Genomic DNA, 25240 nt, shown 5'->3' on the forward strand with positions numbered 1-25240 from the left:
CTGAATGAAGGTCTGCGTGCCTGGATGGCACCGGCTGACCAGCCGCATGAAAACTTCGTCTTCCCTGAAGAGGTTCTACCCCGCGGTAACGCTCTTTGATCGAAGCCTGGTTTTGATATCCGAAATCAGCCTCAGCGCCCCCACGGGGGCGCTTTTTTGTTGGCTAAATTTCTCGAGTTCTGTCAGCAGTGATGTGGCAAAGATCTGGACCTTCGGGTGCTGATCCTGCCGAATGCATCGCCGGCTGGCTCCAATCCCCAGAGGAGGAGGTGCCCGTGAGTTCCAGTTGTTTCACCCAGGGTCTGCTGATCGCGGAGAACGCCGGCTGATTTCGGCGCCTGATTCCTGATCAAACGGTTCCGCGCCATAGCGGACCCGGCGAGAGCCCCCGACGAGCCCAGTGCCCGTCGGGGGCATCGTTTTTGGGGGCGCGTGTCATTGTGCGCAGTGGCACAGGCCCAGGTGCTGATGCTGTGATACGGGTGATTATGTGTTCGGCGCATTGCGCCATCTCGTGTGAGGAACCCATGAAACTCTTTAAGCAACTCCTGGTTGCACCTGCAGCCCTTGGTCTGCTGGCCCCTGTGGCCGCTACCGCAGCTGAGCTCAACTTGGACGGCGTCAACAAGTACGCCTCCGAGGAGCAAGTCACCAGCATCTCCCAGTTCTCTGACGTCAAGCCCACCGACTGGGCTTACCAGGCTCTGTCCAACCTGATCGAGCGCTACGGCTGCGTCGCTGGTTACCCCGACGGCACCTACAAGGGCGCCCGGGCCATGACCCGCTTCGAAGCAGCTGCTCTGCTCAACGCTTGTCTTGATCGCGTCACCGAAGTGACCGACGAGCTCAAGAAGCTGATGGCCGAGTTCGAGAAGGAACTCGCCATCCTCAAGGGTCGCGTTGACGGCCTCGAGGCCAAAGTGGGCGAGCTGGAAGCTAACCAGTTCTCCACCACCACCAAGCTGAAGGGTATTGCCACCATGGTGCTTGGCGGCGCCGGCAACGTGCCTCCCTTCAACGGTGCTAATACCACCGACGAAGTGACGGTTAACTATGACCTTCGCCTGACCCTAGACACCAGCTTCACCGGTAAGGACCTGCTGCGCACCACCCTGCGTTCCGGCAACTTTGCCAACTCGGTGTTTGGCAACCAGAACACCACTCTGGAAACAGCTTTCCAGGAAGACCAGGGCTTCCAGCAGGCTGGTGTTGACACTGTTGGCGTCAACCGCCTCTTCTACCAGTTCCCTGTGGGTGAGAACTTCACCGTCACTGGTGGTGCAAAAGTTCGTCAGGACGACATGCTGGCCATGTGGCCCAGTGTGTATCCCGCTGACACCGTGCTCGACCTGTTCACATACGCCGGTGGTCGTACCGTATACACTCTCGGCCTTGGAGCCGGTGCTGGTGTTTGGTATCAGAAAGATGGCTTCAGCATCAGCGTGAACTACGTGTCACCTGAGAGCGTTTCCGAATCCTCGCAATCCGGCATCTTTACTGACGAAACCATCACCGCTCAGATCGGCTACGCCGGTAGTAACTGGGGTGCCGCCTTTGCATACGCCTACAGCGAGGGCAATCTGGGTGGGACAGTTGACACCAACGGCATCACCCTGGCTGGCTACTGGCAGCCTTCTGAAGCTGGCTGGATGCCTTCCATCAGCGCTGGCTTCGGTTATGCCGACACCACTGCCTTCGGAACCGACGGTGCCGCTGCTTGGTCTTGGATGGTCGGCCTGCAGTGGGCTGACGCCTTCATGAAGGGTAACGCCCTCGGAACTGCCATCGGCTCCGCTGGTACCGCAGTTGCTGGCGGTGTAGGTACCGGCGGTATCTGGTTTGACGAAGGCACCGGTTCTTCCGACTCCGCCACCCTTGCATGGGAACTCTGGTACAAGTTCCAGGTCACCGACAACATCAGTGTCACCCCGGCTCTGTTCTGGATCGAGAACAATGCTGCTGGCTTCAGCGACACCTGGGGCGGCCTGGTCAAGACCACCTTCAAGTTCTGATCCTCAGAACACAACTGGACCGGATTCCTCACACATTTCCGGTCCTTTCGTTCTCCACTTCTCAACACACCTCGATCAACCCCGGCTTCGGCTGGGGTTTTTTGTTGGGCAGCCGCAGTGATATCTGCAGGCAGTGGGGCTTGAGTTCCTAAAGTCATCGACAAATTCCTTTGCTTGCGGAGGCCTCGCCCTGGCTGCTGCTGAACCCACTGCCGATCCTTATCGCGTGCTGGGTGTTTCGCCCACTGCCAGCGGTGCTGAAATCAAGGCCGCCTACCGAGCCCTGGTGAAGCAGCACCACCCGGATGCTGGCGGCGATGACCGCACAATCCTGGCCCTAAACGCAGCCTGGGAGGTATTACGCGATGCCGATCGCCGCCGCCGCTACGACCTCACAGCGCCGACCTCTTTAGATCCTGCTGGCGCCAGCTTTTCCGTGAAGCGGGCCCGTGCTCAGTCCACACGCAGCGCTGCCACTGATGCCGTGTTGCAGCAGTGGTTGCAGCAGGTATACGCGCCTATTGATCGGCTTCTGGCTCAAGTGATCAACCCATTCCCAGCCCAGCTCAAGGCCCTCTCCGCCGATCCCTACGACGACACCTTGATGGAGTCATTCTGTGCCTTTCTCGAGCAGGGCCAGGCCCGCATCGACAAGGTTGAGTTGATATACCGCTCTCAGGTATGTCCACCAGGGGGGCAAGCATTTGCCCTCGATCTTTATCACTGCCTCAGCTTGGTGAATGATGCTCTCACTGAACTGGAGCGCTACACCATGGGCTACGTGGATTCATATCTGCACGACGGCAGGGAGCTTCTGAAGCAGGCTCGACTGCGCCGTCAGTCATTGCAGTCCCAGAGGCGGGAGCTAGCTGGTTGAGCTGATTTCATTTGGTGTAGGTTAAATTTGCGCGGCAATGACTGCCTCTTGAGAAAAGAGGGCCGCCAAAAAACCTCCTGGTACCATTATCAGGAGGCAGAAGTAAAATGCTGCAAATAAAATGGTGTGGGTTGTTAGTGGGAAAAGCATTACTAGTAATGTGGCTGCATAGTGTGCTGCCATTCTTTGTCTTTCGTGGCATGCCAGCGCAAACCAGCGCCAGCCAAGTGCTATTGCTAGCAGGAGGCCGCCAAGGCCAATTAACCCTGTTTCAGCTGTTAGTTCTAGGTAAATGTTGTGGGCATGGGTGGGCTTGTCTCGATGGCCATGGGGAGTGAGCTGGGCTTATAGCGGGTAGGCAGGGCGGAATGCATTGATGTCAACGCCGGTAAGGGAGCGACCTTGAATCATTTTTAGCCCTGCGTCAACAAGAAAAGCTCTGTCGGAGGTGAAGCGGTTTAAAGAATTAAACAGTCGCTTGCTTGATTTGGCATCGCTTGGATTTTCGCGTAGCTCCTGAAGTGAAGCGACCATTTCGCTTCCGGAGGAGATCATCCAGCTCGATCGCTGTTGAAGGGTTGGTGTAAATGGATATATAGCAACTACGGTTGCCACCAATATCGCTAAGCCAATTAGGCGGGTGCGCCTACTCCAGAGACTCGATAGTGCAATCAGGCCTAAGCCCAGTAGTAATAGATTATTGCGTTGGCCCGAGAGAATTGCCGTTATTGCTATTCCAATTAGTTGGTAAATGGCCCAGCGCTGGCGTTGTTTTAGAGGCTCCTACAGCACCAGTGGGGTCAATGCTGCCACGATTATGCCAAAAATGCCGTTAGTGGTGAGCGGCCCATTAATCATCCCCTCCGCTTTTGGCGTGATGCCAAATATATCTGCGCCGGTGAGAGCTTGCAGCAGGCCATCTCCGATCCAGGCGGCAATCACTATCACTAGGCCAGTCTGCAGCCAGCGGTGATCTTGCTGGCGGCGGAGCCCATAGAGCACGCTTAGTCCGGCTAGTCCAACCAATACAACTGAGGCAATTTCACCCCAGCTTTTGCCAGGAGCAAGTGATGTGGGCCCAGCAGGGCTGACCCCACCAACGGCACCCGGTATTCCCCCGGGAAGGGCTGCCAGGCCACCATCAGGAGCGCAAACAACCGGCAAAGATTGGTCAGAGTCAATGCTCTACCAAGGTTGCCAAAGGTCACAAAGCTGGAAAGTCTGTTCAAGCAGGAAAAGCCTCCAATTGGTCTAGCCGTAGCCACACATCCGGCACCGGGCGTCGCCAGCGCAGCTGGGCATAGTCACCCTTGATGGCCAGGATTTCGCCAGGACCCTCCACCAAGTAGGCCGGCAGTTGCGCTTCGCTGGCGCTGGCTTCCAGGCTGCCGATGTAAGCAGCTTTGTCTACCCGCACCAGGCTGCCCTTTTTCAAGGGTGTCTGAGCTGGCGTCTGTACTTGCGGCTGGGCGGCAGGTGCTGGGGCGGCGTCAGCCATGGTGCATTTGTCTGTTGGCTCAGGTTAAGGCGCTTCGTGCAGTCCAGACCAGCTCGTCTTAGTTGCAACCGCCTAGCCTCCCACAAGCTGTTAGGTCTGAAATGCGGCTGCTGCTGCTGGGTTGTTCGGGGTTTGTAGGTCGCGAGCTGGTGCCTTTTCTGCTCGAGCTGGGCCATGAGCTGACCCTCGTGAGCCGTCAGTCCCAGCCCTTTCCGGCTCTGGTTGGCAAGAGACTGGCCTGCATACGCCTAGATCCGGCCGATGCGGCCAGTTGGGCTGATAACGGCCTCGATAGGGCCCTCTCTGAGGCGGAGGGTGTCGTGAACCTCGCCGGTGAGCCGATCGCTGAACGTCGTTGGACCCCTGGCCACTGTCAGCTGTTGCTGCAAAGCCGCGTTCGCACAACTGAGCTGCTGGTGGCTGCCTTGGCGCGGCTGGAGCAGCCCCCCGCCGTGTTGGTTAATGGTTCAGCCGTGGGCTTCTACGGCTCCAGTACGCAGACGCGCTTCAGCGAGACCAGCCCAGCCGGGGGCGATTTTCTGGCCGAGATCTGCCAGCGCTGGGAAGCGGCCGCTGATCAGGTTCCAGCTGCTTGCCGGCTGGTGAAGCTGCGCATCGGCATCGTGCTGGGCCCCGATGGTGGTGCCCTCGGCAAGATGTTGCCCATCTTTCGTTTGGGTTTCGGTGGGCCGGTCGGTTCCGGACGCCAGTGGATGAGCTGGATTTATCGCCACGACCTCTGCCGCCTGATCGCCACGGCCCTTGAGGATGGCGCCTACAGCGGCGTCTACAACGCCGTTAGCCCGGAAGCCACCACCATGGGCCTGTTCGCCAGTGCCTTAGGCAAGGCCCTAGGCCGTCCCAGCCGGCTGCCCGTGCCGGGGCCGATCCTGCAGCTGCTGCTTGGCGACGGGGCCCAGGTGGTGCTGGAGGGCCAGCAGGTGCTGCCCGAGCGCTTGCTGGCCCAGGGATTCACTTTTCAGTATCCCCAGCTCAGCGCTGCCCTCGCCGCTGCCACCAACCCAGCACCCCGCTGAGCAGGGCCGCTCCCATCAACAGGCCAATTGCCGGGGTAAAAAGCGGTTCCCACAGCCGCTGAAACAACTCCAGGGGGGCTTCGATGTGTTGGCTGTGTAGGGTTACGGCCACCGCAAACCAAATTGCCCCGGCAATCACCACAAACACATCCACCACCAACAGGGTGTCCATCGATCCCTTGAGTTGCTGCAGCAAGCTGGGTGGGGTAGGTGTGGTCATGGCAGCTCAGAGGCCTGATTAGGGCACAGCATTGCCATGATCGCCGCTGCCATCGCCTGGCTGCCGCCGGGCGCGCCAATTCGCTCCAGGCCAATGGCGGCCAGGGACTGGCGAAGGGCTGGTCCTTGCTTGTGATCGCTTTGCTGCTCCAGCAGGCCTTGGGCTAGCAGGGCACTGGCCCTCAGGGTTGCATCACTGCCGCTGCTGCCGGGGGCGCAGTGCACGCCTGGGCCAAGCAAGCGGCGCTGGGCTTCAGCAAAGCCCCCTGTGAATTGGGGGCCCTGTCCCACCAGCTGCAGCACTGGCTTGCCTAGCCCCACGGCCTGTTCGGCGGCGGTGCCAGCCATGCACAGCACCAGCTGGGAGGAGGCCAAGATCTCCCCAAACTGGCCCCAGCCAAGTTCAACTGCCAGGGGGCCGCGCACCAGCCGGTCGCTTGCTTCGAGCCGCCAGCCCAGGGGGCCGGCCAGCTTGGCAACGCGACTGCCGTCGAGCTCGGACACCAGGGCGGCGCGTAGCCGCAGGGGCTGGCTGCGCGCCCATTCCTCGGGCAGCAGGGCCAGCACCCGCAGCATCAGAGCGAAATTGCGCGCCGCTTCCGGCAGGCGGCTGCCTGGCACCAGCGCCAGCTCCAATTGCAACGCCGGCAGCTGCAGTGATTCGCATGTGGCGGCGCTCACCACGTCGAGGAAGGGATTGCCGAGGAAGACCACGGCACGGTTCAGTTGCTGGCTGAGGTCGTTGGCGGTGAGGGAATCGCGGCTCCAGATGGCTTTGATGCTTGCTTGGTTCAGCAGCCAGCCGCAGGGCCAGGGCAGGCGCAGGCGGCCTTCGTAGTGGCTGGAGTAAGCCACTAGATAAACGGCGCTGGGCAGGCCCGAGAGCCAGCTCCCCAGTACCGCCAGCACATCGCCCACGGCCACCACCAGGCCGTAGTGGCGGCGGCGGCGGCGCAGGAGCAATAGCCGGCCGAGCACATGGCCCATCTGGCCTTCCAGCAGCTCGCTGAGCCGTCCGCGCAGGCTGGTGTAGCCGAGGCCGCCCGTGCTGCAGCTGCGGGTGCGGCCCAGCACCGGCACGCCCCGCTGGCGATAGGGGCTGCCGTGACCGACCAAGGGCAGAGCCTCAACCGGAATGCCCCGCTGCATCAGCTCGGCAGCCACGAGGGCACCACTGAGGTCTTCCCCGTGGCCGTTGCTGAGTAGCAGAACCGGTTTCAACCCGCCAGCCAGGCCTTCAGCTTCTCCATGGCCTTCCAGCCTGGTTTGCGCACTAGGCCATCGGCGATCGACTTTTGCAGGTCGCCAGTCATCTCCGGCGCCATTGCCATTACCCGCTGCACAATTTCGACGTGTTCGCGCACCCCTTTGGCGCCCGTTTCCAGCATGGCCAGGCTCAGGTTGATGCGGGCCTGGGGGTCCTGGGGGTTAAGGCGCACGGCGGTTTTGGCGGAGCGCAGGGCAGCTTGGGGCTGCTCATCGAGCAGCTGCAGCCAAGCCAGGCAGGTCCATCCCGCCGACTGGTTGGGGGACTGCTCGGTGATGGCGATGAAGCTATCGATCAATTCAGCGGGTGCCGCTCCCTCCTGGTAGCGCTGCATAGCCTGCTCGAACAGGGACGGTACGTCTGCTGAGGTCATAGGGAGGCGGCTTGCCTGGTCATCTGCTCAGATTGCCACCCGACGGGCATTACACCGCAAACGAGCTGCCGCAGCCGCAGGTCTGGCTGGCATTGGGGTTGGTGAAGTTGAAGCCGCCGCCGATCAGGGCACTGGAAAAATCCAGCTGCATTCCGTAGATGTAGAGCAGGCTCTTGGGATCGCATACCACCGCGAAACTGGGAGCATCGGCGGGTTCGTAGGTGTAGTGCTCGTCATCGCCCTGGATCGCGCTGGCATCGATGAAGTCCATCGTGTAGCTCATGCCGCTGCAGCCCCCGGAGCGCACGCCCACCCTCAACACCTTGGCCTCGCCCTGCTGGTTCATCAGAGCCCCCAGCTGCTTCATGGCAGGTTCGGTGATCAGGATCCCCTTCCCGTCTTTGGCGGTGAAGGTGGGTTGGGCCTGGGCTGCAACAGTAGTGACAGTTTCGGTACTCATCAAGATCTACGCCAGTTGCAACCACTGTATGGAGGCTCCCCGTTCGCTGCCTGGCGGAGTGTCTCCATAGAGTCAGCGCACTAATGAGGGTTGAAAGGGTGCAGGTCGCCATCGTGGGAGCGGGACTGGCCGGTTTATCTGCGGCGGTGGATCTGGTGGATGCCGGCCACCAGGTGGATCTCTACGAGGCCCGGCCGTTTCTGGGCGGCAAGGTGGGCAGCTGGGTGGATGAGGGCGGCAACCACATTGAGATGGGGCTGCATGTGTTCTTTTTCAACTACGCCAACCTCTTCGCCCTGATGCGCAAGGTGGGGGCGATCGACAACCTGCTGCCCAAGGACCACACCCACCTGTTTGTGAATACTGGCGGCGATCTCCGGGAGCTTGACTTTCGCTTTGCCCTTGGCGCTCCCTTCAACGGCTTGAAGGCCTTCTTCACCACTCCCCAGCTCGACTGGATCGACAAGCTGCGCAATGCCCTGGCCCTAGGCACCAGCCCGATCGTGCGCGGCTTGGTGGACTACGAGGGGGCCATGAAGACGATCCGCGCCCTGGATCGGATCAGCTTCCAGGAGTGGTTTGTGGGCCATGGCGGCAGTGAGCAGAGCATTAAGCGGATGTGGAATCCGATCGCCTATGCCCTGGGCTTCATTGATTGCGAGGCGATCTCGGCCCGCTGCATGCTCACGATCTTCATGATGTTTGCCTCCAAAACCGAGGCCTCCAAGCTCAACCTGCTCAAAGGCTCCCCCCACCGCTGGCTCTCGGGCCCGATTCTCGACTACATCCAGCAGCGCGGCGGCCGGCTGCATCTGCGCCACCGGGTTACGGAGGTGCATTTCGAGGAGGGGGCAGCTGGCGTCGATGGCCAGCCCGCTACCCGGGTGAGCAGCCTCACTCTCGGCACCCCTGAGGGCGATGTATCCGTAGTCGCAGACAACTATCTGGCCGCCTGTGATGTGCCTGGTATACAGCGAATGCTGCCCCAAGCCTGGCGCCGCTGGCCCCTTTTCGACAACATTTACAAGCTCGATGCGGTGCCGGTGGCCACCGTGCAGCTTCGTTATGACGGCTGGGTAACCGAGCTCGGTGATGGCGCCGCCGCCACCGCCGCCCGAGCCGATCTCAGCAGCCCCGCTGGCCTCGACAACCTGCTCTACACCGCCGACGCTGACTTCAGCTGCTTCGCCGATCTGGCCCTGGCCAGTCCCGAGGATTACCGCAAGCAGGGGCAGGGCTCCTTGCTCCAGTGCGTGCTCACCCCAGGTGATCCCTGGATTCCCAAGAAAACCGAAGAGATCGTGGCCCACACCGACGCCCAGGTGCGAAGCCTGTTCCCTTCGGCCGCGGGACTGAAGCTGGTGTGGAGCAACGTGGTGAAGCTGGCCCAGTCCCTTTACCGCGAGGCTCCAGGCATGGAGCCTTACCGGCCAGAGCAAGCCACGCCGGTAGCGAATTTTTATCTGGCCGGTAGTTACACCAAGCAGGATTACATCGATTCGATGGAAGGCGCCACCATGAGTGGGCGCTTAGCCGCAGCTGCGATCCTGGGAAGCCAGGCTGCGCTGGCCACCAACACCTCTGTTTCGTAGGAGATTCCATGGGCCGTTGGCTTGAGCACAGCGTCACCACAGAGATCCGGGCCTCGGTGGATCAGGTGTGGGAGGTATGGAGTGACTTGGAGGCGATGCCCCAGTGGATGCGCTGGATCGAGTCGGTTGTAACCGAGCCCAACGATCCCGATCTCACCGATTGGACCCTGGCGGCGCAAGGCTTCCGCTTCCATTGGAAAGCCCGTATCAGCCAGCGGGTTGAGGCCCAGCAACTGCACTGGGAGTCGGTGGGAGGCCTGCCCACTAAGGGTGCGGTGCGCTTCTACTCCCAGGAGCCCGAGCTCACGGCGGTCAAGCTGAGCGTCAGCTATGAACTCCCCGGGGTCTTGGCACCATTGATGGAACCAAGCATCCTGGGTGGAATTGTGACCAAGGAGCTTCAGGCCAACCTTGATCGATTCCGTGATCTCGTTGAATCTCGCAACCCCTAAGTTCCTCGGCTCTGCTATCGCTGCAGCCCTGCTGCTGGCCTCGTGCTCTGGGGAGCAGCCCCCTCAGGCCTCCAGCCAGGCAACCTCGCCGCCTATGTCGCAGCCGGCACCCCCAGCACCAGCGCCTGTTGGGGCACCAGCTCCCTTGGCGGGACTGACACCCCTGCCCAGCTCCAACCAGGTGGTGGCTTCCGTTTCATCTGGGCGTGTTGATCCATTTGCGCCCCTGGCGACTCCCGCAACAGCTTCCTCTGCCCGTCCAACACCGCTCAGCCTCCCCCCTGGCTTGATCTTCAACGGTGTGATTCGCTCCGGCGGCACCCCCGAGGCTCTGGTGCAGTTCGGTGCGGAGAGCGGCACCTTGCGGGTCGGTCAGAGAGGCGGCAGCACCACGGACTACAGAACCACGGACTACAGAACCACGCCCCTACTGCCGGTGGGTTGGAGCGTGGCCAGCATCGATGTTCAAAATGGTCGCCTCACCCTGCGTCATGGCAAGCAGGCGGTGACGGCCGAGCTCTGAGGCTGCGGCCGCAGGCATCCACCAGTCCGCTCAGGTCATGGGGATCGGCTTCAGCATCGACGCGGCCGAGTAGCTGCCGGCAGCGCTCGCTGGTTTGGGGTCCGATTGAAACCACCGCCACCCCCTCCAGCTGGCTGCTCCAGGTGGGCCCGAAAGCCCCTTTCAGCAGCTGGCAGGTGTGGCTCACGGTTTTGCCGCTGCTGAAGGTGATTGCGTCGAGGCGCCGTTGCTCTAGGGCGGCCACCGCTGCGCTGGGTAAACCCTCTGGACAGCCGGTTTCGTAAGCGGCAACTTCAACCACCCGGACACCAGCGGCGGCGAAGGCATCCGCTAGCAGGGTGCGGCCGCCGCTCTGCACCCGGGGCAGCAAAAGGCGCAGCCCCCAACCTGAGACGGGAAAGTGCTCCAGCAGGCTGTCGGCCACAAAGCTGGGCGGGATGAAGTCGGCGGGCGATCCCAACGATTCGAGCTGCGCCGCGGTTTTGCGGCCTACCGCAGCGATCTTCAGGTGGCTGGGCCGCCGTGCCAGGGAGCGGCCGATGCGGCGCAGCCGCTGCTCCACGGCCTCAACGCCGTTGCCACTGGAAAAAACCAGCCAGTGGAAATCATCGAGCTCGGCCAGGGCATCGTCGAGGGGCCCCCATTCATCTGGTGGGGTCACCACCAAGGCAGGTAGGTCTACCACCGTGGCGCCAGCGGCTTCAAACAGGCGCCGGGCTTCACCTAGCTGGGTTTCGGCCCTGGTCACGGCGATGCTGCGGCCGCTCAGATAGGAGTCAGAAGCCATGGCCAGGGGGATCACTGGTCATCCAGCTTGACCATGCTGCCCGCCTGTTGCCGCAGTGCTTCCGCTTCGCTTTGCTGGTTTTGCTGCTCCAGTAGGGCGATCGCCTGGCGGAAGCCGCTGCGGGCCCCTCGCACATCACCGCTGAGCAGCAGGGCAACGGCCAAGTTTTGCTGGGCGGCGGCCAGGCTTGGATCGCGCTCCAGGCCTGAGCGGTAGGCCGCGATTGCCGCCGGCAGCTGGCCTCGTCGCCGCTCGCTAATCCCCAGGTGCAGCCAGCCGAGTGCTAGTTCGGGCGCTGCTGCGCAGGCCTGGCGGCACAACTCGCAGGCCTCTTCCAGGGCGCCCTGGCTCGTGGTGCCGGGCTCTTGCAGCAGGGCGGCCAGATTCAGCCGGGCCGCCAGGGTGAGCCGCGGCGGCAGGGGTAGCTCCAGGGCTTGGCGGTATAGCTGGCATGCGTGCTTTGGGTCGCTGCTGCCCAGGGCGATCGCCAGGTGCAGCAGCAGCTCGTAGCGCTCGGGGTGGCGGCTGGCTGGGCACCGGGCCAATCCCTGCTGCAGCAAGGCGATGCCGCGTTCGCGGCTGCCCTCGCTCACCTCCAGGCTGCCGAGCTTGGCGCAGGCGTAGGGATCCCCAGGATTGGCGGCAAGGTCGGCCTCCATGGCCTGGCGCAGCCGCTCTGCCTTGGCACCGCTGGCCAGCAGATCACTGCGGTAGCCATCGTGGGCTAGCGCAGGCACAGCGCAATCAGCCAGTTGCCAGTGGGGCTCCTTTTCCAGCAGGGCCAGCACGCTGTCGTCCACCATCGAGTGGTACGGCCGGCTCCAGTGGATGGCTGGATGGCGGCGAAACAGGCGGCTCACATTTGAGTAAGGCGACTGGGCCGCCCCCAGCTCCTGCCGCAGCAGGTTGATCAGCAGCAGGTCCGGCTCGGCCATCAGGGCTTGGAGCGGCTGGCGGGCCTCGGGCAGCAGCCACTCGTCGGCATCGAGCACGAGCACCCAGTCGCCTTTCACGTGCCCCAGGGCCTCATTGCGGGCCGGCGCGAAATCCCCTGGCCAGGGCAGCTGGTGAACCACCGCACCGCAGCTCTCGGCGATGGCGATGGTGGCATCGCTGGAGCCGGTGTCCAGCAGCACCATCTCATCGACGAAGCCCGCCACCGAGGCCAGGCAGCGCTCCAGCCGCTCGGCTTCGTTGCGCACGATCATCGAGAGACTGAGCATGGGCCGGATGGGGACGGGGCTGGAAACAGGCAGCTTGGCTCCGGCTCAGTCGGTGAAGCCAGCGCCCGCTTCAGTGTCTCCCAGCCCCAGTCCACTGCCCAGTCTTTGGAGAGCTTCGGCCTGAGCCAGGGGCATCTGGCCGGGGCTGTAGACGCCAGGGACGCCCGGCGGCAATAGGGGGCGCAGCTCCTCCCAGAGGTAGGGGCTGCCATACACCACCAGCCCCGCCAGCCTTCCGGCTCTAGCTAACTGTCTCAGGGCCGCGGGCCAAGGTTCGGCGCTGCCGGCGCTGCCTCGGAAGGGATTGCCCCGCACAAACAACTGCAGCAGCACGGGCCCAGGGCCGAGCCGCTCCATGGCGAGAGGGGCGTCGGTGTCGGTGCCCCAAGGGCTGGGGCTGCGGCCCTCCAGCAGCAGGGTGCTCCAGCCGCGGGATTCGGGCCGAGCCAGGGCTGGAGCAGTGGCTTTTAGCACTGCGGCGGCTGCGGCCAAGGCCGAGTCGAGCCTGATCAGATTGATGCCGGCCTGGGGGGTGGCGGCGCCGCTGCTGCCCGCCGTCTCCATGGTGGCCCGCACCAGCTCCAGGGCCAGGACCTGGTTGGGTTGGGCGGCCGCCTCTGGATCGGCAACGGCCAAGGCCGCTTCAGGCCCCGCGCAGCGCTCCAGGGCCTGAAGGCGGCGCTCGGCACTGGCTTCCAGCTGCTCAACCCTGAGCCGGCCGCTGGCCACCGCTTCAGCGATGGCGGCGATGGCGGCATCCGCATCGGCGGGCATCAAGACCAGATCGGCCCCGGCTTCCAGGGCCAGCACGGCCGCCTCCCCGGCGCCGTAGCGCCCCGTGATCGCGTCCATCACCAGGGCATCGGTCACGATCAAGCCACCGAAGCCCAGCTGCTGGCGCAGCAGCCCGGTAAGCACCGGCTTGGACAGGGTGGCTGGCCGCTCTTGATCAAGCTCCGGCAGCATCAGGTGGGCGGTCATCACCGAGGCCACTCCAGCAGCGATCGCCTGTTGAAACGGCGGTAGCTCGATCGCCGCCAGCCGCTCGCGGCTGTGGGGCAGCAGGGGCAAGGTGATGTGGGAATCGCTGCTGGTGTCGCCATGGCCTGGGAAGTGTTTGGCGCAGCCGAGCACCCCAGCTGCCTGCACGCCCCGCACAAAGGCCGCTGCCAGCGCCCCGGCTGTGGCTGGATCTTCCCCCCAGGCCCGCACATTGATTACCGGGTTGGCCGGGTTGTTGTTGACATCGCACACCGGCCCCAGCACCCAGTTGAGCCCCAGGCCCTGGGCATCCCGGCCCGTGCACTGCCCGTAGCGTTCGGCTAGCTCAAGCGCCTGTTGGGGCTCGCGTCCGTAGAGGCGCCCCAGGGCTAGGGGTGGCACCAGCCAAGTGGCGCCGTCGAAACGCTGGCCCACTCCCTCCTCCACATCGGCGCAGAGCAGCAGCGGCTGACCGGCCCATCGGCGCAGCTGGGTGCAGCGCAGGGCCACCTCGGCGGCGCTGCCGCCAAGCAGGATGACGCCGCCCACGCCAGCCTCCAGCAGGCTGCGGAGCTTGTTGTTAGGCAGCTCCCAGCGGGGGTAGCCGCGTTGGTGGTCGGCGAGTTTGCCGCTGCCGCGCACCACGATCAGCTGGTGGATCAGGCGCAGCAGGGCTGGACCGACGGTTTGGGTCGCGCTTGGTTCAGAGATCACTGGCTTCGGGGGGTTCGCCCTTCTCCTGCCGCTCGTCTTCTAGGCGATTGAGCAGCCCCAGCACCGTGGTGCCCTTTTCGATGCCTCGATCGAGCACAAACACCACCTCAGGGGTGCGCCGCATCTTCAGCCGCCGGCTCAGCTCACCCTTCACGAAGGCGCTAGCCGAACGCAGGCCTGCCATGGCTTGCTCCTTGTCGGAGTCGCTGCCGAAGACGCTCACAAAAATTTTGCAGTGCTGCAGATCGCCGGCCACTTCAACTGTGGTGACGCTCACCATCCCCTGGTTGACCCGCTCGTCCTTGATGCCGCCAATCAGCAGCTCACTAATTTCGCGGCGGATCAGGGAGGCCACCCGCTCCACCCGTCGGCTCTGTGCCATGGCTATGCCAGCGGTGCTGGGTTCACCATCGCATGCAGGATCAGCCCCAGGCTCAGGAGGCCGCTGACGCCGGCGCCAATCAGGGCAACCGCCGTTACCGGATTGCGGCCCCTGGCCGCCAGCGGTTCGAACACCGAATTGGCCACACCCAGGCCAAAGGCCACCAGGTAGCGCGGGTAGCGCGTCACATTCAGGAAGAAGTCCTTCATCGCCCGGGGTGGTCGGTCCTTGCTGCTTGCTGGCTACTCTGCCGCCCAGAGGTCAGATTTGAAGCATGGAACTGCACCAGTTCAGGCATTCGGCCTTTTGCGAGAAGGTGCGGCTGGTGTTGGCCGCCAAACGGCTCGACTACACGGTGGTCGAGGTCACGCCCGGGTTGGGCCAGCTGGAACTCTTCCGCCTGTCGGGCCAGCGCCAAGTGCCAGTGCTGCTAGATGGCAGTGAAGTAATTGCCGATTCCACGGCTATTGCCCTTTATCTAGAGCGGCATCACCCCGAGCCGCTGCTGCTGCCCGAGGCCCCGGCCGAGCGAGCCCGGGTGCTGCTGATCGAAGACTGGGCCGATACGGCCCTTGCTGCCGGCTGCCGGCTTGCCCTGGTGCAAGCGGCGGCTTTTGATCCGCTGTTGCGCTCCGCCCTGCTGCCCGACTCCACCCCCGGCCCCCTGCGTCAGCTGGTCAGCAACCTGCCCGCAGCTGTCATGGCGGGCGTCGGCGAGGCGGTGGCAACGGTGGTGGGCAGTGCTGAGCGCCAGCAGCTGCAGACCAACCTCGAGCAGTTGGCTGTGCTGGTTGCCGATCAGCCCTACTTAGTGGGCGATCGCCTCACCCTTGCCGATCTGGCTGTTGCCGCCCAGTTGGGGCTGCTCAAGTTTCCCGCCAGCAGCGGCGCCCCCCTGGCGGGCCAAGGGGTTAGCGGCATCGCCGACCACCCGCTGCTTGAACCCCTGTTCAACTGGCGGGATCGGATTGCGCTGGAAGCGGGTCGGGGCTGAGCGGCGTCAGGGTTAGTTGGAAATGGCCGCTGCTGCTGGCCGCGGCGGCTAGGCCCAGAGCCGGTGAGGGATAGCTGGCTTGCCACTGCTCGGTTGTAACAGTGCCGTCGGGGTTTTGGCTGTAGTGGCTCAGGGTTTCTACCCGGCTAACCCGGGGGTCGCCGGGGCCGTGCAGTACCTGCAGGGCCAGTTCGTCAGACCAGAAGCCGGTCGGATTGGGCGACTCGCTGCGGCGTCCCACCACCGTCGATTCCAGTTGCTGATCCCCCGCCAGTAAGGCGATCTGGCGGTTTGGATTGGCCGGATCATTGCGCACTTGCAGCAGGGCAGCGCCCAGTAGGGCCCGGCCGATAGCGGTGGCATTGAAGGCCCGATCGCCCACCACCGCTCCGCCTGGGTCGGGGCTGAAGCGCACCTCGTAGTCCAGGTCATCGCTGCGCACCTGCCAGCGCCCGGCCATCCAGTCTGGGTAGCTCAGATCCTGGTGACCGGCTCGAGCTGAGGGTCGATCTAAGGGAGCGGGTAGGCGCCACTCGGGCCAGTGGGCGGCCCGTTCCGCCAGCACGCCCGGCCCCATCGCCAGCAGCAGCGCCAGGATGGGTGCCAGTAGGGCTCCAGTCATGTCCAATCCCCTGTTGCGGGAGCTAGATCATTACGTGGTGCTGGAGCCAGGTGGCGGCGAGCGGATTCTCACGGCGGCCGAAACCCTGGCCTGGCTTGAGGCCCGGCTTGCCAAGCTGGAGCCGGTGCCGGCAGATCTGGTCGGTCTCTCTAGCCCGGGTCTGCAGGCCCAGCGACTGCTGGAAACCGCCTGTGAACTGGAGTTGGCGCCTGGCCTGACGATTCAGTGGTTTGCGGTGCGGATCGAGCCGCCCGGCTAGGGGGGGTACTCAGTTCAGGGATGGCGTGATCTGGCCATCGGCCTGGCGCAGCTCCACCGGGGCCTCAGGCACCGCTGCTGGGTCTTTGAGAATGGCTGGCAGATCGGCCAGCACCTGCTGGGCCACTTGGGCGGGGCTATCTCCAGCTTGCTGCACCCGCAGGTCGGCCTGGGCATAGAGAGGTTGCCGTTGGGCCAGCAGCTCGCCTAGGCGGGCGCCGGGATCACCGGCCTGCAGCAGGGGCCGGGGGGTGGAATCGGCGCGCAGGCGCTGCAGCAGCAATGGCGCTGGCGCATCTAGCCACACCACCACCCCCTGGCGCATATGGCCCCAGTTCTCGGGCCTGGTCACCACTCCACCTCCGGTGGCCACCACCAGGGAATGCCAGCCGGCGATCTGGCCAAGCACCGCCGTTTCCAGTTCTCGGAAGCCGGCTTCGCCGTCAGTGGCGAAGATTTCGGGGATGGTGCGGCCAGCAACCTGCTCCAGGGCATCGTCTGCATCAAGGAAGCGGTAGCCCAGCGCTTCGGCCAAGGGGCGGCCGACGGCGCTTTTACCGGCGCCCATCATGCCGATCAAATAAACGTTTAGCCCTTGCAAGCGCTGGGCCAAGCTTGGCGATGGGGGTCTATTCATGGCGGGGTTTTCCTGGTTCGACGCCTTGGCCCTTGCCCGTTTCTAGGATGGTGCGCCACCGACCCGGGCGATGACGGCTACTGCAACAGCGTCAGGCTTCTCGCCGAACCCGGCCAGCTCCAGCCACGGGCGGGGCCGCCCCTGCGTAATTACCAGGCGGGCCACCTTTAGTGCCAGTCATCGCTACTGGTTGCCGGAGCTCAGCGCTGAAGAGAATCAGGCCCGCTTCGGCCCCTGCAGCCTGGCCCCAGGCCACGGCCACAACTACACCTTGGTGGTGGCGATGGCTGGTCCGCTCGATGCGGACGGCATGGTGCTCAATCTCTCTGAGGTGAAGCACGCCATTCGGGCTGAGGTGACGGCCCAGCTTGATTTTCGCTACCTCAACGAGGCTTGGCCTGAGTTCGATCTGGATCGTCCTGAGGGCAAGCTGCCCACTACCGAAGCCCTTTGCCAGGCCATCTGGACCCGCCTGGCCCCCCAGCTGCCCCTGGTGGGGCTGCGTCTGCACGAAACCGACACGCTCTGGGTCGACCTGCTCGCCCCCGGCTCCGCCCCAACCCCCATGGAAGCCTTTCTCTCGATCCGCACCCACTTCGCCGCCGCCCACCGCCTGGCCCGGCCCGAGCTCTCCCAAGGCGAAAACGAAACCATCTACGGCAAGTGCGCCCGGCCCCATGGCCACGGCCACAACTACCTGCTCGATGTAACCGTCCGAGGCCCAATCGATGCCCGCACCGGCATGGTCTGTGATCTGGCGGCTCTGCAGCAGCTCGTCGACGACCTGGTGGTGGAGCCCTTCGACCACACCTTCCTCAACAAGGACGTGGAGCACTTCGCCAGCACGGTGCCCACAGCTGAGAACATCGCCCTTCACATCGCCGACCTGCTCAGCGCTCCGATTGCAGCCACCGGCGCCCGCCTGCACAAGGTGCGCCTGCAGGAAAGCCCCAACAACGCCGCCGAGGTGTTTGCTGAAACTCCCCAGCTGGAAATGGTGCCCGCGGCGCTCGAAGCCCTGGTGGCTGGCTGAGACCCGTGCTGCGGCTGGTGCTGGCCGTCAGCCTGGATGGCCGCTTGGCGCCCCCGCAAGGTGGCGCTGCCCATTTGGGTGGAGTAGGGGATCGTCAGGTGTTGGAGGAGGCCCTCGCCTGGGCTGATGGCTGCCTGATCGGTGCCGAAACCCTGCGGTGCCATGGCAGTACCTGCCTAATTCGTGCGCCTCACCTGCTGGCCGAGCGAGCAGCCAGCGGCCGCGCTGAGCAGCCGGTGGCCGTAGTAGTGAGTCGTAGCAACGATTTTTCCCCGGATCTGCATTTCTGGCGGCAGCCGCTGCAGCGCTGGCTGCTGACACCCAAGCGATCGCCGCTAGCCCCGGCTTTTGATCGTCGCCTGGATTTAGAGAGCTGGGGTGTGGCCCTGGCTGCCCTGGCGGATCAGGGGCTGGACCGGCTGGTGGTGCTGGGCGGTGCGGCCCTTGCCGCCAGCCTGCTGGCCGAAGGCTGGATCGACGAGCTGCAGCTGACGCTTTGCCCTCGGCTGCTGGGGGGACCCCATGCCTGGTTGCCCCTGGAGGCCGCAGTTCAGGTTGGGGAGTGGTGCCTGCAGGAGCACCGGCGTCTGGAGGGTGAGGAGTTGCTGCTGCGCTACCGCCGCGTCTTGGCGAATCCCTGAGCCAGCTCCCGCAGGGGAATCTGCTGGAGGATGTCGGCGGGCAGGCCCAACATGCGGGCCAGGCAGCGTTTCAGCACTACTTCGCTTTCGGCGCCGAAGTCGCCGCGGATCAGATCGCCCAGCACCGCCAAGCCCCTTCCACTCGAGGCGGTTTCCTCCACCAGGCACTGGCTGGTGGGCCGGGCCAGCTGGGCGCAGGGAGCTTCCAATTTGGCTGCCAGGCTGGCATTGCCGGCGGCTGCGGCTTCCACGCAAACGGTTTTAAGCCGTTGCTCCAGTTGGGGGCGTACCAGCTGCAACACCGGCAGCAGCAGGCTCGTCAGCAACACCGGGGCTACCAGTACAGGGGCGAACAGTTGCACCGGAGTTGCCAGGGCACGTAACGGTTGAGGCACCAAGGCGGCGCAGCTGTAGTTAGTTTTGCGCCTTGCGAGCCCCTATTGCAGCCATGGCTGAGTTGCAGGCCCGCTGGCACCAAAGCCTGGCCGAGATTCCCGAAGCCGATTGGGATGCCCTGCTGGCCGCGGCGCACCCCCAAGAGTTGCCTTTTTATCGCTGGCGCTGGCTGCAGCAGCTCGAGGCAAGCGGCAGCATTGCGCCGCGGGAGGGCTGGCAGGGCTGTCATCTGGGCCTGTGGCGCGGCGAGGTGTTGCTGGCGGTGGCTCCCCTCTATTTGAAGGGTCACAGCTACGGCGAATTTGTTTTCGACCAGAGTTTTGCCCAGCTCGCGGGCCAGTTGGGCCTGCGCTACTACCCAAAGCTGGTGGGCATGAGCCCGGTCAGCCCGGTTCAGGGATACCGCTTCCTGATCGACCCCGCTGAGGACGAGGCGGAGTTAACCGCTTTGATGCTTGAGCTGATCGATGCGTTCTGCCGCCAGCACGCCATCCTCAGCTGCAATTTTCTTTATGTGGATCCAGGTTGGCAGCCGCTGGCTGAGGCGGCTGGCTGTGCTGCCTGGGTTAATCAGCAGAGCCAGTGGATCAACCCCGGCCATGGGGATTTCAATGCTTACCTGGCCAGCTTCAATGCCAACCAGCGCCGCAACATCAAGCGGGAGCGGCAGGCGGTGGCAGCCGCTGGCCTCACGGTTACGCCCCTGCTGGGTGAGGCAATCCCGCCGGCTTTAGTTGGGCGCATGTATGACTTTTATGCCCAGCACTGCAGTCGTTGGGGGGCCTGGGGCAGCAAATATCTGAGTGAATCCTTTTTTGCTGCCCTGGCTGCCGATCCGGAGCTGCGGCGCCACATAGTGCTCTTCAGTGCCCATCGCGGCGATCCCGGCGAGCCGGTGGCCATGTCGCTGTGCGTCCACGCCGGCGACCAGCTCTGGGGTCGCTACTGGGGCAGTGATGAGCAGATTGACTGCCTGCATTTTGAGGTCTGTTATTACGCTCCGATTGCCTGGGCAATCGAGCGTGGCATCCGCGCCTTTGATCCCGGCGCTGGCGGTAGCCACAAGCGCCGGCGTGGTTTCGTGGCCCAGCCCCGCGTCAGCCTGCACCGCTGGAGCGATCCACGTTTTGCCTCGATCCTGCAGCGCTGGTTGCCTGGGGCTAATGAGGAGATGGCCGAGCTGATGGCGGCCATGAATGCGGAGCTGCCTTTTACGGCTGCCTACGATCCACCGCATGCCTGAAGTACCTCCCAGCCGCCAACAGCTCGATGACCAGCTCTCCCAGCGGTTCATCGCCTTAGACCCAGCCGGCTACTTCCTAATTCGCATCGATCTCGAGGCGGCGGAGCTGGTGGTTGAGCACTACGGCAATGGCATCGATGAGCGGGGCTTAGCCATTGATCCCGATACCGGAGAGGTATTGAGCTGCCGTGGCGGCGGCGTTCGTGCGCCCTTGGCAGTTTTTCGGGGCTGCAGTGCCAAGCAACTGGGTATTGACCTGACCGAAGGTCCAGGCCCTCACCCGCTCACCTGCCTAGACCACGCCCTCTATCTAGGCAGAGAGCTTCAAAGAGCTCAAGCGTGCCTTGAACAAAGAATTGAATATATCCAAGATTGAATAAATAAATATTGAGTAATTCAGGGCTAGAAATATTGATCCACCAATCCAGCCAAGTTAATCGACTGGATTCAACTACCACCTTTAAGCAGGCTGTAGCTCTCTGCTCGGTTCAGCTGTGGCCTTTGGAGGATCGGGTGGCAGGGTGGCGAGCTGCTCTTCTATCTCGCGCCGCACGATTGCGCGGTATTCGAGGAAGTGTTCGTTGTGAGCCAGGATCGATATGAAGCCAGTGAACCGCTTCGGGTTGTGGCGGTACATGCCATAAAGCGCCTTCCAGAAACGCACCCTGGTGTTGCGCTTAAGGCCTTGGCGCCAAAGAACGATTCCTAAAGCGCGCAGGTCAACCCAGCTGGTCGGCTTGGGCGGACGGCTGCCAGGAACAACCAACTTCTTCCATTGTTGGGGTGGCAGTTTCAGGAAGTAGGAATAAACGCGATCAATGAAAGCGTTCGGCTCATAAAGGGCGCCGAAGGCGTCGACATACTCATTGGCGATGTCGCGAATTGGCCGGGTTGGCTCGAAATTAAGCAGGTTGGTTTGGTTAACCCCTTTTGCAGCTGCCTTGCCTTCGATCAAGCGACCTTCTCTCTCGAGGCGATGCCAAAGCGCTGTGTTTGGAAGGGCCTGTAGCATGCCCATCATGGCGTGGGGGATGCCGGTGCGGGTCACGAACTCGACGATTCTGCCGCCCGCGCCCTCTTTCTCGCCGTCGAATCCGATGATGAAACCAGCCATCACCCGCAATCCGTAGGAGGTGATTTTGTCGACAGAATCCACTAGGGAGCTGCGGGTATTTTGTAATTTACCGGCAGTTTCCAGGCTTGCTTCGTCGGGGGTCTCGATGCCGAGGAAGACGCTCTCAAAGCGGCATTCCACCATCATTTGCATGAGGTCATCGTCCGCCGCCAGATCCACTGAGGCTTCGGTGGCGAAGCTGAAGGGGAAGCCGTGCTCAATTTGCCATTGACGCAAAAGCGGCAGCAGCAATTTGACATTGCGCTTATTGCCTATGAAGTTGTCATCTACCAGGAACACTGAGCGGCGCCAGCCCAAGTCGTAGAGGCACTGCAGCTCGGCAATTAGCTGCTCAGGGTTCTTGGTGCGGGGTTTGCGCCCATACAGCACAATTATGTCGCAGAACTCGCACTGGAAGGGGCAGCCTCGGGAGAACTGCACCGACATCTCTGAGTAGGCGTCCAGCTCTAGTAGGTCAAAGCGTGGAATCGGCGTTCCGGTTACATCTGGCTTGACGCCATCAGAGCTAAACCGGCCATGGCTGTCACCCCGCTCAATGGCTTCGATGAACATCGGCAGGGTGATTTCACCCTCGTCGAGGATCTTGTAATCCGCTAGGTCGAGCTCGGGCGCGTCTGGGGTGGAACTGGCAAAAGGACCTCCCACGGCGACGGGGATACCGCGCTGCTTGGCCTTGCCGATCTGAGTGGCCATATCGGCCTTCTGCACGATCATCCCGGAGATCACCACCAGCTCGGCCCAGTCCCACTCGGCTTCGCTGACCTCGCGCACGTTGCGGTCAACCAGCTTCATTTCCCATGACTGGGGCAGCAGGGCAGCAACTGTGACCAATCCCAAGGGCGGCAAAAGCACCTTGCGATCGATCAACTCGAGGATTTTTTCGTAGCTCCAGAAGGTTTTCGGGAACTCTGGGTAAACGAAGAGAGTACGCATGCAAACAGCCGAGCTGGGTTGATGACCGGGAAAACCAGGGCGCTTTTTCTGCGCTGCAATGCGGTGTTGATGAATGAAAGCTTAGGAGGTCTGCGGAAGTGCTGAAGCCTGCGGGCTTTCTGCTGTAATGGCCTCACCTTCAATGATGGCCTGCCATGGCTGCTGCGATTTACCTGGGTTTGTTTGGTGGTGGGCTTGCCGTTGCCATTGCCGCATCGATCGTGCTGCGCGGCATCAAACTGATCTGAGTTTGAGTCTCAGGCCCCTGCGGCTGATCAGCTCCTGTAGGCCCAAGACGAAGCCAGCGGCCCCAAGCACGGCAAAGGTTCCCTGCAACCCGAGCGTCAGGCTCATGGCAGCTGCCAATAGGCCACTGAGGCCGCCCCCACCTAGGAAGGCAATCTGGCTCAGGCCGGCCATGCGCCCCCGGATGGCCATTGAAGAACCCACCTGGCTGATCAAATTGACCCCTGCTAGCAGGCTGGCGGTGCCAGCACCGACGGCGAAGGTGGCCGCCAGACCTATTCCCAGCGTTTCTGGGCCGCTGAAAGCGGCCATGGCCAGTTGGGCTGTTGCGGTGATCAGGGTGCAGGTTCCAAGCAGCAGGCCGGGCCGCTGGCTCAACCAGCGACTGTGACGCTGAAGTACCAGGCCGCCGCTGATGCTTCCTGCCGCCAACACACTGGTGAATAGGCCAAGGGACTGGGGAGAGGGGCCCAGCAAGTCCCGGGCCATCAACGGGGCTAGGCCTGGGTGGAAGAAGCCCAGTAAACAAGCCAGTGCCGTGTAGATCAGCACATGCCGCAGCACTGGACCACTGCCGCGCCAGGCGGCTCTGAGCCCACTGCTGGCGCCCGCCACGCTGCGCTGCTCCAGCCCCCTATTGGGGTGGAGCAGCCACAGCACTGAGGCGATGGGGATCAAGTAAGTGGCGGCATCGATCGCCAGGGCTGTGCCCGCGCCGGTCCAGGCCAGCAGCCAGCCCCCTATGGGAGGCCCCACCAGCTTGCCCACGTTGAAAACCACCGAAAAGCTGGTGAGGTACGGAGCCAGTTGCTGGGGATCCTCCACCAGTAGGGCGCAATATTTGTTGCGGGCCGTGAGTTCGTAGGAACTGGCGATGCCTACCAGCAGGGTGCTCAGGAGCAACAGGACAACCTGCAGGTCGCCATTGCTCAGGGGTATGGCAACGGCTCCCAGGATGCCTGCTGCGAAAAGTCCCCACTGGGAGCGGATCAGTACGGCTTCGCAGCCCAGCTTGTCGGTTGCAACGCCTGCTGGTCCACTTACCAGCAGGGCAGGTAGGGCCAGCACCGCGAAATGGAGGGCTAGCACCAGGGCATTGCCGCTGCCATCCATCAGGATCCAGCCCTTAGCCGTGAGGCCTGCGAAGGATCCAGCTGTGCTCAGTCCTGAGGCAACCAGAAAGGTGGTGCGTTGATGCGTCCGCCAGTTCAAGCGCCCAGGCGGCGGACATCAACGGCCTCAGCCACCATCGCCTTGGCGCCCACTACCTCGCCGATCAGGTCGTAGGTGTCGGCAGCAGTGATGCGCACCGGCACCATGGTTCCTGGTGCTGCGCAAAGTCCGCCCTCGCCTGGATGCACCCGCACTTCGCCATCAACCTCGGGGGCGAAGCGGGCGCAGCGGCCGAGCATCTCACCGCTGCTGGGGTTCTCCTGCTCGATCAGCACATCCACGATCCGGCCCACCCAGGCGGCGTTGCAGGCGGCGGCGATCGGCTGCTGTAGGGCCATCAGGCGATCCTTTCGCTCTGCTGCCACCTCGGCGGGCACCTGGTCCGGCAGGTCGGCGGCGGGGGTGCCCTCCTCCGGTGAAAAGGTGAACACGCCCACGTGGTCGAACTGCTGCTCGGTCACGAAATCGAGCAGGTGCTGGAAGTGCTCTTCGGTCTCGCCAGGAAAGCCCACGATGAAGGTGGTGCGCAGCACCGACTCGGGCAGCTGTTCGCGGATCCGCCGCAGCACGCCGCCGGTTACATCCGCTTGCCAGGGGCGGTTCATTGCGCGCAGCACCTCGGGGTGGCTGTGTTGCAAAGGCAGATCCAGATAGGGCAACACGTTGGCCACCTCGCGGTAGGCCGTAAGCACTGCCTCGGTGAGTCCGGTGGGGTAGGCGTAGTGAACGCGGATCCAGGGGATTTCCACCTCCCCAAGGGCCCGCAGCAGCTCCGCCAGCTGGGGCTTGCCGGCTAGATCGAGGCCGTAATTGGTGGTGATTTGGCTGATCAACACCAACTCCTTCACCCCCTGAGTCGCTAGCTGCTTCGCTTCAGCCACGATGCTCTCGATCGGGCGGGAGCGCTGATTGCCGCGCAGGTGGGGAATGATGCAGAAAGCACAGCGGTAGTCGCAGCCCTCGGCCACCTTCAGGTAAGCCACGGCTTCGCTGGTGGTGCGGTAGCGGGGCAGGTGCTCGTCGCCGACGAAGGTGGGATTGGCGCTCACCTGATTGACCCGCTCGCCGGCCTCCACCCGCTCCAGCACGCTGACGATGTGTTGGTAGTCGCCGGTGCCCACGATCGCCTTGGCTTCGGGGAGGCTTTCGAGCAGCTCCTCCTGGAAGTGCTGGGCCAGGCAGCCCGCGATGATGAGTTCCTTGCCCTGTTCGGCTAGCTCCACCAGGGTGCGCACCGACTCCTCGCGTGCTTCCTGGATGAAGCTGCAGGTGTTCACAACCACCAAGGTGGCGTCGCTTTCGTCGGCACTGACGCCGTAGCCGGCCTCGGCTAGCAGACCCAGCATGTGCTCGGTGTCCACGCGGTTTTTTTCGCAGCCCAAGTGGGCAAATGCCACGGTGGGCTTGGCTGCAGGAGCGTGGGTTTCCTGGGTCACAGTTTTACCAGGGCAGGGATTCACCCTACGTTGCACTCTGACGGCACCCTGAAACCCTGGTTTGCGCCTGCCACAATCAGGCCAGCCTGGGCTACT

The 25240-nt window shown here is 63.4% G+C and carries 31 protein-coding genes; 13 read left to right on the forward strand and 18 right to left on the reverse strand.

The genetic code is table 11. The annotated features are described in order from the left end of the window. Positions 1-527: 527 nt before the first annotated feature. The gene (locus C7K55_RS12555; RefSeq protein WP_106633069.1) at positions 528-2012 is read left to right on the forward strand and encodes an iron uptake porin; all 1485 of its coding nucleotides are present in this window, start codon (positions 528-530) and stop codon (positions 2010-2012) included. Between the two features lie 226 nt (positions 2013-2238). After that, positions 2239-2889, forward strand: coding sequence for a J domain-containing protein (locus C7K55_RS12560; RefSeq protein WP_241518364.1), 651 nt, complete (start codon positions 2239-2241; stop codon positions 2887-2889). A 345-nt stretch (positions 2890-3234) separates the two neighbouring features. On the opposite strand, the gene C7K55_RS13355 is transcribed toward C7K55_RS12560, so the two are convergent. The 3 genes from C7K55_RS13355 to ndhO form a co-directional block, all read right to left on the reverse strand. Continuing rightward, positions 3235-3444: a hypothetical protein gene (locus tag C7K55_RS13355; RefSeq protein ID WP_127432040.1), complete on the reverse strand. Its 210-nt coding sequence runs from the start codon at positions 3442-3444 to the stop codon at positions 3235-3237. Between the two features lie 228 nt (positions 3445-3672). Further along, on the reverse strand, positions 3673-3915 hold the full coding sequence (locus tag C7K55_RS12565) for a hypothetical protein (RefSeq protein WP_153062465.1): 243 nt from the start codon (positions 3913-3915) through the stop codon (positions 3673-3675). A 199-nt stretch (positions 3916-4114) separates the two neighbouring features. Beyond that, positions 4115-4387, reverse strand: coding sequence for an NAD(P)H-quinone oxidoreductase subunit O (gene ndhO / locus C7K55_RS12570; RefSeq protein WP_106633071.1), 273 nt, complete (start codon positions 4385-4387; stop codon positions 4115-4117). Between the two features lie 101 nt (positions 4388-4488). Here ndhO and C7K55_RS12575 point away from each other — a divergent pair, with 101 nt between their 5' ends. Further along, positions 4489-5424, forward strand: a complete 936-nt coding sequence (locus C7K55_RS12575) for a TIGR01777 family oxidoreductase (RefSeq protein ID WP_106633072.1) — start codon at positions 4489-4491, stop codon at positions 5422-5424. On the opposite strand, the gene C7K55_RS12580 is transcribed toward C7K55_RS12575, so the two are convergent. From C7K55_RS12580 to C7K55_RS12595, 4 genes are all read right to left on the reverse strand, one after another. After that, positions 5381-5644, reverse strand: a complete 264-nt coding sequence (locus C7K55_RS12580) for a hypothetical protein (protein WP_106633073.1) — start codon at positions 5642-5644, stop codon at positions 5381-5383. The two genes, C7K55_RS12575 and C7K55_RS12580, sit on opposite strands and share 44 nt — an antisense overlap. Beyond that, positions 5641-6864 carry a lipid-A-disaccharide synthase-related protein gene (locus C7K55_RS12585; protein WP_106633074.1) on the reverse strand — a complete coding sequence of 408 codons (1224 nt, stop codon included), beginning with the start codon at positions 6862-6864 and terminating at the stop codon, positions 5641-5643. The genes C7K55_RS12580 and C7K55_RS12585 overlap by 4 nt, the downstream gene beginning before the upstream one ends. Further along, positions 6861-7244, reverse strand: a complete 384-nt coding sequence (locus tag C7K55_RS12590) for a tetratricopeptide repeat protein (RefSeq protein ID WP_241518365.1) — start codon at positions 7242-7244, stop codon at positions 6861-6863. The genes C7K55_RS12585 and C7K55_RS12590 overlap by 4 nt, the downstream gene beginning before the upstream one ends. A gap of 88 nt (positions 7245-7332) precedes the next feature. After that, a complete protein-coding gene (locus C7K55_RS12595) occupies positions 7333-7743 on the reverse strand; it encodes a HesB/IscA family protein (RefSeq protein WP_106633076.1) in 411 nt (136 codons plus the stop codon). Positions 7744-7841: 98 nt separating this feature from the next. On the opposite strand from C7K55_RS12595, the gene zds reads away from it, so the two are divergent. From zds to C7K55_RS13360, 3 genes are read left to right on the forward strand one after another with little or no spacing between them, the layout of a single operon-like run. After that, on the forward strand, positions 7842-9335 hold the full coding sequence (zds, locus tag C7K55_RS12600; protein ID WP_106633099.1) for a 9,9'-di-cis-zeta-carotene desaturase: 1494 nt from the start codon (positions 7842-7844) through the stop codon (positions 9333-9335). Positions 9336-9343: 8 nt separating this feature from the next. Then, positions 9344-9787: an SRPBCC family protein gene (locus tag C7K55_RS12605; protein ID WP_106633077.1), complete on the forward strand. Its 444-nt coding sequence runs from the start codon at positions 9344-9346 to the stop codon at positions 9785-9787. Continuing rightward, complete coding sequence (locus C7K55_RS13360; protein ID WP_206603521.1) at positions 9768-10310, forward strand: hypothetical protein; 543 nt, start codon at positions 9768-9770, stop codon at positions 10308-10310. The genes C7K55_RS12605 and C7K55_RS13360 overlap by 20 nt, the downstream gene beginning before the upstream one ends. Here the strand turns inward: C7K55_RS13360 and C7K55_RS12615 are convergent. Genes C7K55_RS12615 through C7K55_RS12635 form a run of 5 tightly spaced genes read right to left on the reverse strand, consistent with a single transcriptional unit; the run spans position 10267 to position 14606 of the window. Continuing rightward, positions 10267-11097, reverse strand: coding sequence for a uroporphyrinogen-III synthase (locus tag C7K55_RS12615; RefSeq protein WP_106633100.1), 831 nt, complete (start codon positions 11095-11097; stop codon positions 10267-10269). The genes C7K55_RS13360 and C7K55_RS12615 overlap by 44 nt on opposite strands. Positions 11098-11108: 11 nt before the next feature. Beyond that, positions 11109-12320 (reverse strand): glycosyltransferase family 2 protein, encoded by a 1212-nt coding sequence (locus C7K55_RS12620; protein WP_106633079.1) that lies wholly within the window; start codon positions 12318-12320, stop codon positions 11109-11111. 45 nt (positions 12321-12365) lie between these two features. Then, entirely contained in the window at positions 12366-14015 is a 1650-nt protein-coding gene (locus C7K55_RS12625) for a glycoside hydrolase family 3 N-terminal domain-containing protein (protein ID WP_396094849.1), read from the reverse strand. Beyond that, positions 14005-14397: a 30S ribosome-binding factor RbfA gene (rbfA, locus tag C7K55_RS12630; RefSeq protein ID WP_106633080.1), complete on the reverse strand. Its 393-nt coding sequence runs from the start codon at positions 14395-14397 to the stop codon at positions 14005-14007. The genes C7K55_RS12625 and rbfA overlap by 11 nt, the downstream gene beginning before the upstream one ends. Before the next feature lie 2 nt (positions 14398-14399). After that, positions 14400-14606 (reverse strand): DUF751 family protein, encoded by a 207-nt coding sequence (locus C7K55_RS12635; protein ID WP_106633081.1) that lies wholly within the window; start codon positions 14604-14606, stop codon positions 14400-14402. Positions 14607-14671: 65 nt separating this feature from the next. Between C7K55_RS12635 and C7K55_RS12640 the strand changes: the two genes are divergently transcribed. Then, entirely contained in the window at positions 14672-15391 is a 720-nt protein-coding gene (locus C7K55_RS12640) for a glutathione S-transferase family protein (RefSeq protein WP_106633082.1), read from the forward strand. Here the strand turns inward: C7K55_RS12640 and C7K55_RS12645 are convergent. Continuing rightward, positions 15348-16013: a DUF6816 family protein gene (locus tag C7K55_RS12645; protein ID WP_106633083.1), complete on the reverse strand. Its 666-nt coding sequence runs from the start codon at positions 16011-16013 to the stop codon at positions 15348-15350. The genes C7K55_RS12640 and C7K55_RS12645 overlap by 44 nt on opposite strands. Between C7K55_RS12645 and C7K55_RS12650 the strand changes: the two genes are divergently transcribed. Next, positions 16012-16272: a CRR7 family NDH-1 assembly protein gene (locus C7K55_RS12650; protein WP_106633084.1), complete on the forward strand. Its 261-nt coding sequence runs from the start codon at positions 16012-16014 to the stop codon at positions 16270-16272. The genes C7K55_RS12645 and C7K55_RS12650 overlap by 2 nt on opposite strands. A gap of 9 nt (positions 16273-16281) precedes the next feature. On the opposite strand, the gene C7K55_RS12655 is transcribed toward C7K55_RS12650, so the two are convergent. Beyond that, entirely contained in the window at positions 16282-16908 is a 627-nt protein-coding gene (locus C7K55_RS12655; RefSeq protein ID WP_106633085.1) for a shikimate kinase, read from the reverse strand. Between the two features lie 70 nt (positions 16909-16978). Here C7K55_RS12655 and C7K55_RS12660 point away from each other — a divergent pair, with 70 nt between their 5' ends. Further along, positions 16979-17941: a 6-pyruvoyl trahydropterin synthase family protein gene (locus C7K55_RS12660; RefSeq protein ID WP_106633086.1), complete on the forward strand. Its 963-nt coding sequence runs from the start codon at positions 16979-16981 to the stop codon at positions 17939-17941. Next, positions 17938-18582, forward strand: a complete 645-nt coding sequence (locus C7K55_RS12665) for a RibD family protein (protein ID WP_106633087.1) — start codon at positions 17938-17940, stop codon at positions 18580-18582. The genes C7K55_RS12660 and C7K55_RS12665 overlap by 4 nt, the downstream gene beginning before the upstream one ends. On the opposite strand, the gene C7K55_RS12670 is transcribed toward C7K55_RS12665, so the two are convergent. Then, positions 18555-18977, reverse strand: a complete 423-nt coding sequence (locus C7K55_RS12670; protein WP_241518367.1) for a hypothetical protein — start codon at positions 18975-18977, stop codon at positions 18555-18557. The genes C7K55_RS12665 and C7K55_RS12670 overlap by 28 nt on opposite strands. Positions 18978-19030: 53 nt before the next feature. Here C7K55_RS12670 and C7K55_RS12675 point away from each other — a divergent pair, with 53 nt between their 5' ends. Then, positions 19031-20221 carry a GNAT family N-acetyltransferase gene (locus C7K55_RS12675; RefSeq protein ID WP_106633088.1) on the forward strand — a complete coding sequence of 397 codons (1191 nt, stop codon included), beginning with the start codon at positions 19031-19033 and terminating at the stop codon, positions 20219-20221. Beyond that, positions 20214-20597, forward strand: a complete 384-nt coding sequence (locus tag C7K55_RS12680; RefSeq protein WP_193486333.1) for a DUF4346 domain-containing protein — start codon at positions 20214-20216, stop codon at positions 20595-20597. The genes C7K55_RS12675 and C7K55_RS12680 overlap by 8 nt, the downstream gene beginning before the upstream one ends. A gap of 84 nt (positions 20598-20681) precedes the next feature. Here the strand turns inward: C7K55_RS12680 and C7K55_RS12685 are convergent, their stop codons facing one another. Continuing rightward, positions 20682-22289, reverse strand: coding sequence for a B12-binding domain-containing radical SAM protein (locus C7K55_RS12685; protein ID WP_106633089.1), 1608 nt, complete (start codon positions 22287-22289; stop codon positions 20682-20684). 155 nt (positions 22290-22444) lie between these two features. Here C7K55_RS12685 and C7K55_RS12690 point away from each other — a divergent pair, with 155 nt between their 5' ends. Next, entirely contained in the window at positions 22445-22537 is a 93-nt protein-coding gene (locus C7K55_RS12690) for a cytochrome b6-f complex subunit 6 (protein ID WP_106633090.1), read from the forward strand. On the opposite strand, the gene C7K55_RS12695 is transcribed toward C7K55_RS12690, so the two are convergent. Both C7K55_RS12695 and rimO read right to left on the reverse strand, forming a co-directional pair. Continuing rightward, positions 22524-23747: an MFS transporter gene (locus tag C7K55_RS12695; RefSeq protein ID WP_106633091.1), complete on the reverse strand. Its 1224-nt coding sequence runs from the start codon at positions 23745-23747 to the stop codon at positions 22524-22526. The two genes, C7K55_RS12690 and C7K55_RS12695, sit on opposite strands and share 14 nt — an antisense overlap. Next, complete coding sequence (gene rimO / locus C7K55_RS12700) at positions 23744-25144, reverse strand: 30S ribosomal protein S12 methylthiotransferase RimO (protein WP_106633092.1); 1401 nt, start codon at positions 25142-25144, stop codon at positions 23744-23746. The genes C7K55_RS12695 and rimO overlap by 4 nt, the downstream gene beginning before the upstream one ends. Between the last annotated feature and the right edge of the window lie 96 nt (positions 25145-25240).

Origin of the sequence: Cyanobium usitatum str. Tous, from assembly GCF_003011885.1 — a bacterium.
Taxonomy (GTDB): domain Bacteria; phylum Cyanobacteriota; class Cyanobacteriia; order PCC-6307; family Cyanobiaceae; genus Cyanobium_A; species Cyanobium_A usitatum.